Raw genomic sequence first — 13,016 nt, forward strand, 5'->3', positions numbered from 1 at the left:
CCTGACGGGGTTGACCGTGTGCACGGTAAACTGGCCGCGTTCATAGAAGGTTTCCGCACGCAGTCATGACGACCCGAGTCCTTACCGGCATCACCCCCTCCGGCACGCCCCACCTGGGCAACTACGTTGGCGCCATCCGCCCGGCCATTGCGGCCAGCCGCGCGCCGGACATCGAGAGCTTCTTCTTCCTGGCCGATCTGCACAGCCTGATCAAGTCGCAGGACCCGCAGCGCACCCAGCGCGCGACCCTGGAGATCGCTGCCAGCTGGCTGGCCTGTGGCCTGGACCCGGAACACGTGTGGTTCTATCGCCAGAGTGACATCCGCGAGACCACCGAGCTGATGTGGTTCCTGACCGCCATCGCCAGCAAGGGCATCCTCAACCGCGCCCATGCCTACAAGGCGGCGGTGGACAAGAACCGGGAGGAAGGCCAGGACGAGGACGCAGGTGTCAGCGCCGGCCTGTTCATGTACCCGGTGCTGATGGCGGCCGACATCCTGATCTTCAAGGCCAACCAGGTACCGGTGGGCCGTGACCAGATCCAGCACATCGAGATGGCGCGCGACTTCGCCCAGCGCTTCAACCATGTGTACGGCAAGGAATATTTCCCGCTGCCGGACGTGGTGATCGACGAGCAGGTGGCAACCCTGGCGGGCCTGGATGGCCGCAAGATGAGCAAGAGCTACCACAACACCATTCCGCTGTTCGTGCCGCGCGAGGAGCTGAAGAAGCTGGTGTTCTCGATCCTGACCGACTCGCGTGCCCCGGGTGAGCCGAAGGACACCGAAGGTTCGGCGCTGTTCCAGATGTACCAGGCGTTCGCCACCCCGGAGCAGACCGCAGCCTTCGCCAAGGCCTTCGCCGATGGCATCAGCTGGGGCGATGCCAAGCAGCAGCTGTTCGAGCGCATCGACAGCGAACTGTCGCCGCTGCGCGAGCGCTACAACGCGCTGATGGCCGAGCCGGAGAAGATCGAAGCACTGCTCAAGCGCCGTGGCCAGCAGTTGCGTGAGCAGCTGGCAGCACCGCTGCTGGAAGAACTGCGCCACGCGGTGGGCCTGCGTGATCTGTCCGATGCCGGCGACATCGCCAGTGAAGATGCCGGTGAAGCCCGCGCCGCTCCGCCGCTGTTCAAGCAGTACCGCGAGAAGGACGGCCGTTTCTACTTCAAGCTCACCGCCGGTGACGGCACGCTGCTGATCCAGAGCGAAGGCTTCGACTCGCCGCGCGATGCCGGACAGCTGATCGCCGTGCTGAAGCAGGCCGAGCAGGGTGACCAGCTACAGAGCGATCTGTTCAAGCTGGAAGCCGAGGTGGATGCGGTGCTGGCGGCGTTGGCCGTGTTGCGAGCCAACTGATCGGTAGTGCCGACCTTGGTCGGCGCTGTTGGATGGTGGATGCCGGCCAGCGGCCGGCACTACCACGGCATTGCACCCATGGCATGATGTGCGCGCGCCTTCGGCGCGATGACATGGAGTCTGCAATGGCCTGGTTGTCGCTGCTGCTGTTCCTGCCCTGGTTCATTCTGCTGGGCAGCCTGTACTGGCTGTTTCCGCGCCAGCCGCGTACCGCGCGGCGACGCCTGTTCGATGGCGCCACGCTGGCACTGGCGCTGTCGCTGAGCATCGTGGCGATGCTGTGGGGTCACCACATCGGTCTGGTACAGCCGGGCGCCGGGCCGATCTGGCCGCAGGTGCTGGCGGTGCTGTATGCCTATGGCGCGTTCCTGGCGGTGCTGGTACTGGCGCTGCTGCTGAGGCCGCGGTTTGCATTGCGCTGCAGCTGATTGGTAGTGCCGGCCACTGGCCGGCAACTGCATTCAACTGGCCAACCCGGGATTGCCGGCCAGCGGCCGGCACCATCCGACCAAAGCCGCATCGATCACGCCATGCCGGCGCGCCTACCATGGGTGTCTGTTCCCGATCCTGCCAGGTGCGCGTCGATGACCGCCGATCCCAGCATCCACACCATCGATACCGGTTTCCAACGGCCTGATTTCGATGCCGCCTACCTGATCATCGAAAACGGTCGCGCCGCGTTCGTCGACTGCGGTACCGGCCTGTCGGTGCCAGCGATGCTGCAGGCCCTGGCCAACAACGGGCTGGGCGTGGAGGCGGTGGACTGGCTGCTGCTGACCCATGTGCACCTGGATCATGCCGGTGGCGCTGGCCTGCTGATGCAGCAACTGCCCAACGCGCGTGCGGTGCTGCACCCGCGCGGCGCGCCGCACATGATCGATCCGACCCGGTTGATCGCCGGTGCCACGGCTGTTTATGGCGCTGAGGAAATCGCCCGCAGCTATGGCCGCATCGAAGCGATTCCCGAGCAGCGCGTGGTGGTGGCTGACGACGGCCAGCGCATCGACCTCGCCGGCCGCGAGCTGGTACTGCTGCATACCCCGGGCCACGCGCTGCACCACTACTGCGTGTGGGATGCGCGCAGCCGCAGCTGGTTCACCGGCGATACCTTCGGTATCTCCTACCGCGAGTTGGACAGCGCGCAGGGCGCTTTCATCTTCCCCACCTCGTCGCCGGTGCAGTTCGACCCGGAAGCGATGAAGGCGTCGATCCAGCGCATGCTCGGTTACGCACCGCAGGCGATGTACCTGACCCATTACGGTCGTGTGGAACAGGTCGAAAAGCTGGCTGGGGATCTGTTCGAACAGATTGATGCGATGGCGGCAATCGGCCGCCAGTGCGACGGTCGCCCCGATCGTCATCGCTGCCTGCTGGCCGCGTTGCAGGCGCTGTACCTGGAGCGTGCACAGCAGCATGGCTGCGCGCTGGACCAGGCTGCAGTGAGCGAAGTACTGGCGATGGATATCGAACTCAACGCGCAGGGCCTGGCCTGCTGGCTGGACCGTGTATCGCGCTGACCTGCGCACGCCCTGGCGGCGGAGATCCGCTGCGCCTCTGGTAGATCCACGCCATGCGTGGATGACACGGTCCCGGGCCGCGCCGCGATGTCACGACCACGTTACACTCTGGTGACTTTCAAGCTAGCCGTGGTGTTGCCGTGAACCCGATGCGCGTATTGCTGCTGTCGTCCTGCCTGTTCGTCGGTGGCCTGGCCCATGCGGCCAATGACCTGCCCGGCGGCGGCATCGATCCGCAGGCGCTGTCGCGTCATGTGCGTGTGCTCGCCTCGGACGAATTCGAAGGCCGTGCACCGGCCACCGAAGGCGAAGAACGCACCGTGCAGTACCTGATCGAGCAGTTCCGCAGCTACGGCCTGCAGCCGGGTGGCGTGGACGGCAGCTGGGTACAGCCGGTACCGCTGGTGCGCGCGCAGCTGGACGGCCAGGCCAAGGCCAGTCTTGCCCTGAAGGGCGGCAAGCGCGCGCTGGCCAATGGCGTGGACGTGACCCTGCAGAGCCTGCAGCCGCGCAAGCGCGTGCAGATCAAGGAGGCGCCGCTGGTGTTCGTCGGCTACGGCATCGACGCGCCCGAGCGCCACTGGAATGACTATAAGGACGTGGACCTGCACGGCAAGATCGCCGTGGTATTGATCAACGATGCCGATTTTGAAGCCGACGCGCCAGGTGCGTTCGATGGCAAGGCGGTGACCTACTACGGCCGCTGGACCTACAAGTTCGAGGAAGCCGCGCGCCGGGGTGCCGAAGGCGTGCTGATCGTGCACGAGACCGCACCGGCCGCCTATGGCTGGGCCACGGTGAAGAGTTCGGGCACCTCGCCGCTGTTCGACATCGAGCGCGGCCAGGCCGAGGCGATGGCCCAGCACACGCCGCTGCGTGGCTGGATGCAGCGTGAGCTGGCCGAACAGATCTTCGCCGACGCCGGCCTGGATTTCGACACCGAGAAGCGCAAGGCGATGAGTGCGGACTTCCGCCCGGTTGCGCTGGACAACGCGAAGCTGAGCGTCGATTTCGCACTCAAGCGCGAGCAGGTGGTGACCCGCAACGTGGTGGCCAAGCTGCCCGGTGGCGAGCACGCTGATGAGGCGGTGATCTTCTCGGCGCACTGGGATGCCTTCGGCATCGGCCAGGCCGACGCCAAGGGTGATCGCATCCGCCGTGGTGCGATCGACAACGCCACCGGCGTGGCCACCGTGCTGGAACTGGGCCGGGTGTTCGCCGCCGGCCCGCAGCCGCAGCGCACCCTGTACTTCGTCGCCCTGACCGCCGAAGAGAAGGGCCTGCTGGGCGCCAGCTACTACGCCGCGCACCCGCTGGCGCCGCTGGACAAGACGGCTGCGGTGCTGAACATCGAGATGTTCAGCCCCGATGGTGCCACCCGTGACATCGCCTCGTGGGGCAAGGGCCGGGTGTCGCTGGAAGGCGACCTGGAACGCGTGGCCAAGGCCCGTGGACGCAGCTACAGCCCGGATCCGAACCTGGAAGCCGGCTTCTTCTACCGTGCCGACCACTTCGCCTTCGCCCGCCTGGGCGTGCCGGCGATCACCATCGGCCCGGGGCTGGACAAGCTTGAGGGCGGCGTCCAGGCCGGCCGCGCGCTGCGCGAGAAGTACTTCGCCGACTGCTACCACCAGGCCTGCGATGCATGGACGCCGAGCTGGGATCCGGCGGGCCACGCGGCCGACACCCTGCTGGTCTACGACCTGGGCGCCGAACTGGCCAACAGCCGTCGCTGGCCGCAGTGGGAGAAGGAATCGGAATTCCACGGCGCCCGCGAGAAGAGCGAAGCCGCCCGCCGGTAAACGCACGGCAATGCCGGCCGCTGGCCGGCAACCTCCAAACGCATGGTAGTGCCGGCCGCTGGCCGGCAACCTCATGAACCTTCCGAAAGGATGTGCAGTTGCCGGCCAGCGGCCGGCACTACCCTTCTCGGCCGCGTGGCCGCAGCAGCTTCCAAGCGCCCCAACCGGCGGCGGCGAGCGCGGCCAGGTAGCAGGCCACCATCGTACGCAGGCTGGCCACCGGTGCGGGGTTGATGCCCCGGCTCAGACGCAGATGCAGGGTGCTGGCACCGCTGCCCAGATCCGCTGCCAGCTGCAGCACCAGGGCCGCGCAGAACGCCAGCAGGGCAATACCGAAGCCGATGCGTGGCCAACTCGCCTGGGCGCCGGGCCTGAGGATCAGCCATGCCAGCAGGGTTGCCGCGCCCAGACCCAGTGCGATCCACACCAGCGGCGTGGCAGGAGATGCGGCGGCCACCGGCACTGCACCGGTGGCCGCGATCGCTACGGCGCGCTTACTTGCGGGTGCCGTCGAGCCAGTTGGGGCCCTTGTTGGTGAGGAAGAACACATAGACCACCAACGATACCGCGATCGTTGCGGTGACGTAGATGGCGAACCAGTCCACGTGGCCGGTCTTCAATGCGCCCTGGTACAGCAGCGGTGCGGTGCCGCCGAACAGCGAATTGGCCAATGCATAACCCAGGCCCACGCCCAGTGCACGCACGTGGGTTGGGAACAGTTCGGCCTTCACCACAGCGTTGATCGAGGTGTAGCCGGTGAGGATGACAAAGCCCAGTGCCAAGGTCAGGAACGCCAGCGTCGCATCATGCTGGTGCGGCAATGCGGTGATCAGGTACCAGCTGTAGAGCACGCCGCCCACGCCGAAGAACACCAGCAGGGTCTTGCGGCCGATGATGTCCGACAGCCAGCCGCCGACCGGCTGCAGCACCATCAGGAACGCCAGCACGCCCAGATTGATCAGCGTGCCAGTCATCGGGTCGTTACCGGCGAAGGCGCTCTGGATCATCTTCGGGCCGTTCACCGAGTATGTGTAGAAGGCCACGGTGCCACCGGCGGTGATCAGGAAGCACAGCAGCAGCGGACGCCACTGGTGCACGAACAGTTCGTACATCGAGCCGGACTTCCTGTCCTTGCCCTCGCGGGCCGCTTCGATCGACGACTCCGACAGCGACTCGTCCATGCCACGGCGCAGCCAGAACACGACCACGGCGGCAATGCCACCGATGCCGAACGCGATGCGCCAGCCCCATTCGGAGATTTCCGGCTTGCCCCAGAAGGTCAGCATCAGCAGCAGGGTCAGCTGCGCCAGCACGTGGCCACCGACCAGGGTGACGTAATGGAAGGAGGACAGGAAGCCGCGGCGACCGGGGATGGCGGCTTCGGACATGTAGGTGGCGCTGGCACCGTATTCACCACCGGTGGCAAAGCCCTGCAGCAGGCGCGCCAGCAGCAGGATGACCGCCGCCCAGATGCCGATGCTGGCGGCGGTGGGGGTGATGGCGATGAGGAACGAGCAGAGCGCCATCAGCGTGACCGACACGGTCAGCGCCAGCCGACGGCCATGGCGGTCGGCGAAGCGGCCGAAGAACCAGGCGCCGATCGGGCGCATCAGGAAGGTCGCCGCGAAGATCGCCCACACATACATCGTGGAGTTCTTGTCATCCGGTGAGAAGAACTGCGATTCGAAGTACACGGCAAACACCGAGTACACGTAGACGTCGTACCACTCCACCAGGTTGCCGGCGGAGCCTTTGAGGGTGTTGGAGATGGAACGCCGCAGGGCGGCGCCGTCGGTGCTGGGGACAGCGGATTGGGACGTGGTGCTCATCCGGGTGGGGATCCTCGATGCGGTGCGTCCATGCGGGAAATTGCGCTGCCAGGCGCGCGGTGCGCTGCCGGCCAGCCTCCTTGGTACTGCATCCCACGTCAACGCCGGGTGCCGAACGGGCGGGCGGGGGATGTGACCCTATAGCGTGCCAGCGGGCGGAAGGTCAGGCCATAACCAATACGTGCTAGGCCGGATGCCTGAGCCGCGCGTCTGGCGACATCTTCAGGACTTGTGGGGACGCGAAGTTTCGACCGGGGACACAATGGCGGTTCTGAAGCTGTTTCGGGCCCAAATGCGACAAAGTGCGGCGGTGGCGGCCAGAAGCATTAGCGACGCTGCAACTTCCCACGCAGGGACGTCGACATACAGCAGGCGCACCGGCATGGCGGCCATCGAGGTAAATGGAAACCAGGAGAGCAGCTGGATGAACGTGCCATCCGGGGCGCGCAATCCGCCGAAGCCGATCATGATCATGGTCACCGGAAAGGCAGCCAGACTGTTCCGGAATGCTGAATGGGGGGAGCGGATCATTGTGGCGCAAGCGGCGAAGAACCAGTTCCAGAGCAGCAGCCCGAACAGGCAGAAGGCCAAAAGACTTGATGCGATTGCCCAGGAATTGTCTGGAAGGTGGATGGGCCCCATCGTGCTACCGGAAACAAGTACCCATCCAACCAGTGCATAGGTGCCATACACCGTGACCGTCTTGAGGCCATGGAGGATTGCAGCGCTCACCTTGCAGTCAAGCCAGAAGCCTGGCGGCGTCGCGCTCAGGATCATCTCAGTGGCCGAAGCAAACCGCTCTGCCAACAATCCATGGAACAACATTCCAAGACAGCCCAGGATTGACAGCATTGTCAGCACGACCATCGCGATGGAGACGGCAGCCAGTGGCGCTTGACCCCTAATCATCACGCCGTTCTGATCCATGACCTGCAGCAGGACCGGGGTATCGGCTTTCTGCAGTTCCTCAGTGGATACGTCAAGGGAAGACAGAATATGGCGACGTTGCAGCACGTTGAGGCTCTGCTGAAGATCACCCGCCCAGCTGGGAGAGCGTGCGATCTCAAGTGAGTAGCCGTCTTCGCGGGATTTCAGAATGGGATAGCTGTCGCTTGCAGTGATCTCTCCTGTGTCCAGAAACCGGAAGCGATCGTGCGTCAGACCCGCCACTGGCGTATCAGCAGCGTGTAGATACACGACAGAAGCGGCTTCGCGGGTGACAACGGCATCGCCGGCGAGCTTCACCAAGGCGATCACGATTAGCAGAAGCATCCCCAGGAGTTCCCCTTTCATATCCAGATGCCTTCGGAACTCAAACCCGCATATGACAGCGAATCTTCTCATCCGCATGCTTTCATTTTCCATAGGGACAACCCGGAATGGTCGAAGCGCCGTCACCGCTGGTCCCCTTCATGGTTACAGGGCAAAGATCAAACGCTGTTGCGGGAACCAAGCGACGCTCCTTCAGTACCAGTACCCGCGTTGCAAGACGCTGCAGCAGTTCGAGGTGATGGGCCGAGAGAAGGACGGCTGCCCCCTGCTGGGCTGCCCGGGTGATGAGAGTTGCAGCTGCGACCTGATTGAGGGGATCAAGGCCGGAAAATGGTTCATCCAGTATCAGGACTTTAGGGTGATGGAGCATGCACGATGCCAGCTGCAGTTTTTGCAGATTTCCCTTGGAAAGGCTGGAAACCCGGTGTGATTCCCGGTCGAGGAGACCCACTTCCTGAAGCCAGTGTTGTCGCGCCTGTTTGGTCCGCGCTCCACTCATGCCTCTGAGCTGAGCCCAGAATTCAAGCGACCGTCCCACCGTAACTTCTCCAAAGAGACTCCTGGATTCGGGGAGGTAGCCGATTTCTGTATGCGAAAGCGGAGACGAGTGCATCCCATCCCAGTGACTTACATGACCAGAATCGGCGGGAATGAGATTGCAGATGATGCGGAAGAGCGTCGTCTTTCCTGCGCCGTTCGCGCCAATGAGACCCACAATTTCGCCAGCGCAGACCTCGAGGTCGAGTTCGTGCAGAACAGCCTTCTCACCAAAGCGCTTGCAGATGCGATCAATTGTCAGCATGACCGGCCCCCTGCTCGATCCGGGCCGCGAGCTGGAGTGCCCTTCCCCTCATGAAACGGCTGTGTCTGGAATGGACAAGCCTGACCAACTCAAGTGCGGCGTCGGGTGTCGGACTGCTTGCAACCAATGCTTCCAGTGCAGCCATTCTGACCCGTTCCACGGCGTGGCTGCGGAAGATGTCGCGAAGAACATGTTGCGCCTCGCCATTTCCGGACCCTGCGGCAATCATGAACATCGGGAGTGCGCTGGATCTGTTGATCACATTCGAGATCGTCCAGTTCTCTGGATGAAATTCGTATTGGTCCATTGTGACGCTGCGCAGAGAGTGTTCCATGATGTTGATGCTTACGGAGAATCGCTCTGGTGCGATCTGTCGATGGATGTCCGTGAAAGCTCTGTACAGCAGGATCTTTCCCTCTGACAAAGCGGATCTCTCGATGAACTTCAGGTCGACCTGCTCGCCAGGAACGCCAGGCACTTTGGCGTAGTCGTACTCAAAGTAGTCGCTGCTGTATCCAGGGCCCTGATAGCCAACGGTGAGGAAATTGAAGTTGTGATCGTGAGGGACGCCATAGAAGAAGGCTCCCTTTCCGCTGGAGAGCAGGATTTCATCGTTCTCCCCCGGCCAGAAGCAGGCCCGCAGGAAATAACTCTGGCCAGCCACCTGAGGCGCATGGAGCATGAACACCTGAGGCGTATAGTCATTGTCGGCCTGAATGTCTTGATTGTCTTTGAGCTCCCCACAGATCATCTCCGAAAGGAAGTCGCGATTGTTCGCCAGCTGCTTGAGTGCAGGGGCGACAGAGATCATTGAGTCATGATCTCGGGGGTCGAGCGAAGACTGTCGCAGGTGTTCGACCAAGTCGGAAAGTTCGATGACTTCAGGTGATTCATATTGAATATGAACGGGCATGGTTGATTTCATCCATTGTTCGTACATTGCGCGGCAAGCATCCGGATCTCGTCGTCGGAATCCGACCTCGACATTTCGTGGAGCCTCCGACGTGCCGCCTCCGGATCCAACCGGTGGAGCGATCGAATCGCATGCCAGCGTATGAATGGTGTCGGATGCGTTGAGATGTGCAACAGCATCTGCACATTCCGTTGGCCCGGAATCTCGGCGAGAACGCTGGCGAGGAGGTGAAGTCGTGACTCCTCTACATTGGCTGCCGTATGACCAAAGAGTGTGCCGCTGCCTACAGCGAAGTGCTGTGTCGTGCTCAGGCGCGGTTGACGTGAGATGCAGATCAGCATGCCTACCGGGCGCATTCCGTTGCAGAGATGCATGCCCTGTTTTCCGCCTTCAAGGAAGACGTGGTCGTCAGCGCAAGCTCGCTTGATCTGTGGTGTGGAAAGACGGGCTTCGCAGTCGGCATCGCCAGACTCGACGTTGAATGTCCGGTACTCCACATCCTGCCCACGGGCGAAAAGTATCAATGAGTCTGAGCCGGAGATTGAAATCCCGGTGTCGGCAGTTGATCGCGTTGAGAGATTGAGCTTGGTCGGCAGGCTCTGCATGTAGTGAACCTGTACTGCAGAATCCTTGTAGATGACCAGACCATTCAGCGGTGACTTGGCGAAAAAACGCTCTGGGGTGACGTAGAGCGGGCTTTTGAGATGTTTTTTGCATTCGTGCAGGAAATGGTCTGCCAGAATGATCGGGTCAAACTGACGGCAGATCGATATCATCAGGCGCTCGTTCAGATGTACGTCGCCGCGGCCATTGATATCCATGCTGAGCTGACGAACCCGCGCTGCGCAGCCAGATTCTCTCAAGACATCGAAAAGCGTGTTCTTGCTGCCGTAGATGGCTTTCAAACTGCGCAGCTCCGCAGGTTCGTCAGCCAGATCGGACATCCTTTGAGGATTCTCCATGGTGCCTCCCAAGAGTTGGTGGACCGGGAATCCGGTCCACCTTGGCATCCGATTCACTGCGGGGTTGGGTGGATACCCCGGTTGATGAATATTCCGACGACAATGCCAACTGCGGCGCAACCTGGGCCAGTGGTTTCGATAAGAACACAGGATCCGTACATGCCTACGGATCTCTTCTGCCCTGGCAGATCGGAGGATTTCATTGTCATTTCCTCAGGTAGGCAGAACGGCAATTACGATTGCGACGGCAATCAAGACCGGCTCGATGGGAGAGCAGAGCAGGGATGTTCCAGTCATCCCTACCGGTATGGCCAAAGGGGGTAACGAGGTGTGCACTTGATTCTCTCCATGTGAGGTTCTGATGGCCCGCAGATCTGTGCAGGCAGGTTCGTTGTCGTGCATCAAACGCCGTGATTCCTTGACGCAACTCCCAATTCCGCGTCCCCGGTTGATTCGTGTCAGCCGCCGCGCGGAAAAGGTGTCTCCTCGGCCGGAGGTCATCAGCCGCAGACTGAGTGCGGGCCGGGAAAACTCCGAGCCTGCCGTAGGCGAAAATCAGCTTGTCGAAAACTGGGGTGATATCCGTCAGCCGAACGTCCTAAAATCCGTCTTCCCCCGGCTCCCTGGTGTGTCATGTCGGCTCCCCCCGTTCCGTCTGCGGCTGCCCCCCGGGGTGGCCTTGTCGTGCTGGCACTGCTGCTGGTCTATGTGGTCTGGGGTTCGACCTACCTGGGCATCGCCAAGGCCCTGCATGGCGGCGCGCTGCCATTGACGATGGTCTCCGGCAGCCGGTTCATCATTGCCGGCGGCCTGATGTACCTGGCGCTGCGCCTGTTCTGGAAGATGCCCGGACCCACCCTGCGGCAGTGGCGCAACCTGGTCATCATGGGCGTGACCATGCTGGTGCTGGGCAACGGCATGGTGGTGCTGGCCGAACGCGAGGTGTCATCCGGCCTGGCCGCTACCGCGGTGGCCTCGGTGCCGTTGTGGATGGCGCTGTTCTCGGCCCTGCGCGGGCAGCATGCCAGCAAGGGCGAATGGCTGGGCATCGCCGTTGGCTTCGTCGGCGTGGTCTGGCTCAACGCCGGCAGCAGCCTGACCGCATCGCCCACCGGGCTGGTGCTGCTGCTGATCGCGCCGGTCGGCTGGGCGTTCGGCTCGGTGTGGGCACGCGGGCAGGATCTGCCGGGGCCGTTCATGACGGCCGCCGGGCAGATGATCTGCGGTGGCGTGCTGCTGGTGCTGATCGGCCTGGTCGTCGGCGAGCGCCCCACCACCCTGCCCGACAGCGGTGGCCTGCTGGCGATGGCCTACCTGTGCGTGTTCGGTTCGATCGTGGCGTTCACCGCTTACGTCTGGCTGCTGCAGAACGTGCGCCCGGCGCTGGCCGGCAGCTACGCCTACGTCAATCCGGTGATTGCTGTCCTGTTGGGGGCTGCATTGAATGGTGAATGCTTTGGTTGGCGCGATTTCCTGGCCATGACGGTGATACTTCTGGGTGTGGTGGTACTGACGATGGCAAGGACACGCAAGCGATGAGCATGGACGAGAAAGAACAGCGACGGGGCCTGTTGATCACTGCCTCCACCTTCGTGCTGTGGGGGCTGGTGCCGGTGTACTGGCATCTGCTCAACGAAGTGCCCTCGTTCCAGATCATCGCCCATCGCATCATCTGGAGCGCCGTGCTGGTGGTGGCCTGGCTGCTGATCGCCTCGCGGCTGGGCTGGTGGAAGAAGATCGCCGCGCAGCCGCGTGCGCTGCCGATCCTGGCGGTATCGAGCCTGACCATCGCCTTCAACTGGGGCCTGTACATCTGGGCGATCAACGCAGGGCATGTGATCGAAACCAGCCTGGGCTACTTCATCAACCCGCTGGTGAACGTGCTGCTGGGCGTGCTGGTGCTGAAGGAGCGCCTGCGCCGCGTGCAGTGGCTGGCGGTGGCCATCGCCGCGGTGGGCGTGGCCTGGCTGACCCTCGATGCGGGCACGCCGCCGTGGATCGCGCTGGGCCTGGCGTGCTCGTTCGGCCTGTACGGCCTGCTGCGCAAGCTGGTGTCGGTCGATCCGGTGGCCGGGCTGGGCGTGGAAAGCCTGTACCTGTTCCTGCCCGCGCTGGGCTTCGCGCTGTGGTCGGAAAACGGCCATGGCGGTGGCTTCTTCGGTGGCTGGGGCTGGGCCAACGACCTGATGCTGATTTTCGGCGGGGTGATCACGGCGGTGCCGCTGATCGGCTTCGCCTACGGGGTCAAGCGCATCCCGCTGTCGCTGGTCGGCATCCTGCAGTACATCGCACCGAGCCTGCAGCTGCTGCTGGGCGTGTTCTTCTTCCACGAGGCGTTCGACACGGCCAAGGCGATCGGCTTTGCCGCGATCTGGGCCGGCCTGGTCCTGTACGTCGGTGACAACGTACGGGCGATGCGCGGCGCGAAACGGTAGCGCCTCGGGGGGGCAGAGCCTTCGCGATGAAAAGGGGCCGACCCCCACAAAAAAGAACGGCGCCCCGAGGGGCGCCGTTCTGCTTCCATCCACGGCCAGGAGAGAGTTGGCCGGGGCGGGAACGCG

12 protein-coding genes are annotated in these 13,016 nt (G+C 63.2%); 6 read left to right on the top strand and 6 right to left on the bottom strand.

What is annotated here, in order from left to right; translation table 11 throughout:
* Positions 1 to 65 precede the first annotated feature (65 nt).
* The 4 genes from ACUXVE_RS09920 (at position 66) to ACUXVE_RS09935 (ending at position 4,677) form a co-directional block, all read left to right on the top strand.
* Positions 66 to 1,358 (top strand): tryptophan--tRNA ligase, encoded by a 1,293-nt coding sequence (locus ACUXVE_RS09920; RefSeq protein WP_222387930.1) that lies wholly within the window; start codon positions 66 to 68, stop codon positions 1,356 to 1,358.
* Positions 1,359 to 1,483: 125 nt separating this feature from the next.
* Complete coding sequence (locus ACUXVE_RS09925) at positions 1,484 to 1,786, top strand: hypothetical protein (protein ID WP_222387929.1); 303 nt, start codon at positions 1,484 to 1,486, stop codon at positions 1,784 to 1,786.
* Positions 1,787 to 1,942: 156 nt separating this feature from the next.
* Positions 1,943 to 2,875: an MBL fold metallo-hydrolase gene (locus ACUXVE_RS09930; RefSeq protein WP_445514323.1), complete on the top strand. Its 933-nt coding sequence runs from the start codon at positions 1,943 to 1,945 to the stop codon at positions 2,873 to 2,875.
* A gap of 149 nt (positions 2,876 to 3,024) precedes the next feature.
* Positions 3,025 to 4,677 carry a M28 family metallopeptidase gene (locus ACUXVE_RS09935; protein ID WP_093820728.1) on the top strand — a complete coding sequence of 551 codons (1,653 nt, stop codon included), beginning with the start codon at positions 3,025 to 3,027 and terminating at the stop codon, positions 4,675 to 4,677.
* A 118-nt stretch (positions 4,678 to 4,795) separates the two neighbouring features.
* Here the strand turns inward: ACUXVE_RS09935 and ACUXVE_RS09940 are convergent, their stop codons facing one another.
* The 6 genes from ACUXVE_RS09940 to ACUXVE_RS09965 all read right to left on the bottom strand — a co-directional run bounded on the left by ACUXVE_RS09940 (position 4,796) and on the right by ACUXVE_RS09965 (position 10,437).
* Positions 4,796 to 5,134 (bottom strand): hypothetical protein, encoded by a 339-nt coding sequence (locus ACUXVE_RS09940; protein WP_445514324.1) that lies wholly within the window; start codon positions 5,132 to 5,134, stop codon positions 4,796 to 4,798.
* Between the two features lie 37 nt (positions 5,135 to 5,171).
* Positions 5,172 to 6,506, bottom strand: coding sequence for an MFS transporter (locus ACUXVE_RS09945; protein WP_093820724.1), 1,335 nt, complete (start codon positions 6,504 to 6,506; stop codon positions 5,172 to 5,174).
* Positions 6,507 to 6,728: 222 nt separating this feature from the next.
* Positions 6,729 to 7,799: an ABC transporter permease gene (locus ACUXVE_RS09950; RefSeq protein ID WP_261311836.1), complete on the bottom strand. Its 1,071-nt coding sequence runs from the start codon at positions 7,797 to 7,799 to the stop codon at positions 6,729 to 6,731.
* Between the two features lie 61 nt (positions 7,800 to 7,860).
* Positions 7,861 to 8,580, bottom strand: coding sequence for an ABC transporter ATP-binding protein (locus ACUXVE_RS09955; RefSeq protein ID WP_445514325.1), 720 nt, complete (start codon positions 8,578 to 8,580; stop codon positions 7,861 to 7,863).
* Positions 8,567 to 9,520 carry a transposase gene (locus ACUXVE_RS09960; protein WP_261311835.1) on the bottom strand — a complete coding sequence of 318 codons (954 nt, stop codon included), beginning with the start codon at positions 9,518 to 9,520 and terminating at the stop codon, positions 8,567 to 8,569. Before ACUXVE_RS09960 ends, ACUXVE_RS09955 begins: the two co-directional genes overlap by 14 nt.
* The gene (locus ACUXVE_RS09965) at positions 9,502 to 10,437 is read right to left on the bottom strand and encodes a HEAT repeat domain-containing protein (protein ID WP_222387926.1); all 936 of its coding nucleotides are present in this window, start codon (positions 10,435 to 10,437) and stop codon (positions 9,502 to 9,504) included. The genes ACUXVE_RS09960 and ACUXVE_RS09965 overlap by 19 nt, the downstream gene beginning before the upstream one ends.
* A 651-nt stretch (positions 10,438 to 11,088) precedes the next feature.
* Here ACUXVE_RS09965 and yedA point away from each other — a divergent pair.
* Positions 11,089 to 11,994, top strand: a complete 906-nt coding sequence (yedA, locus tag ACUXVE_RS09970) for a drug/metabolite exporter YedA (protein ID WP_445514326.1) — start codon at positions 11,089 to 11,091, stop codon at positions 11,992 to 11,994.
* Positions 11,991 to 12,890: an EamA family transporter RarD gene (gene rarD, locus ACUXVE_RS09975; RefSeq protein ID WP_445514327.1), complete on the top strand. Its 900-nt coding sequence runs from the start codon at positions 11,991 to 11,993 to the stop codon at positions 12,888 to 12,890. Before yedA ends, rarD begins: the two co-directional genes overlap by 4 nt.
* Positions 12,891 to 13,016: the final 126 nt, after the last annotated feature.

The sequence above is a fragment of the Stenotrophomonas sp. 3(2025) genome (assembly GCF_052665395.1).

What these genes read in the sequence shown, in the direction of transcription:
- ACUXVE_RS09935 (WP_093820728.1), top strand. Translation starts at nt 3,025, where the DNA reads ATGCGCGTATTGCTGCTGTCGTCCTGCCTGTTCGTCGGTGGCCTGGCC.
- ACUXVE_RS09925 (WP_222387929.1), top strand. Translation starts at nt 1,484, where the DNA reads ATGGCCTGGTTGTCGCTGCTGCTGTTCCTGCCCTGGTTCATTCTGCTG.
- ACUXVE_RS09930 (WP_445514323.1), top strand. Translation starts at nt 1,943, where the DNA reads ATGACCGCCGATCCCAGCATCCACACCATCGATACCGGTTTCCAACGG.
- ACUXVE_RS09920 (WP_222387930.1), top strand. Translation starts at nt 66, where the DNA reads ATGACGACCCGAGTCCTTACCGGCATCACCCCCTCCGGCACGCCCCAC.
- ACUXVE_RS09950 (WP_261311836.1), bottom strand. Translation starts at nt 7,799, where the DNA reads ATGAAAGGGGAACTCCTGGGGATGCTTCTGCTAATCGTGATCGCCTTG.
- rarD (WP_445514327.1), top strand. Translation starts at nt 11,991, where the DNA reads ATGAGCATGGACGAGAAAGAACAGCGACGGGGCCTGTTGATCACTGCC.
- ACUXVE_RS09945 (WP_093820724.1), bottom strand. Translation starts at nt 6,506, where the DNA reads ATGAGCACCACGTCCCAATCCGCTGTCCCCAGCACCGACGGCGCCGCC.
- yedA (WP_445514326.1), top strand. Translation starts at nt 11,089, where the DNA reads ATGTCGGCTCCCCCCGTTCCGTCTGCGGCTGCCCCCCGGGGTGGCCTT.
- ACUXVE_RS09965 (WP_222387926.1), bottom strand. Translation starts at nt 10,437, where the DNA reads ATGTCCGATCTGGCTGACGAACCTGCGGAGCTGCGCAGTTTGAAAGCC.
- ACUXVE_RS09955 (WP_445514325.1), bottom strand. Translation starts at nt 8,580, where the DNA reads ATGCTGACAATTGATCGCATCTGCAAGCGCTTTGGTGAGAAGGCTGTT.
- ACUXVE_RS09960 (WP_261311835.1), bottom strand. Translation starts at nt 9,520, where the DNA reads ATGTACGAACAATGGATGAAATCAACCATGCCCGTTCATATTCAATAT.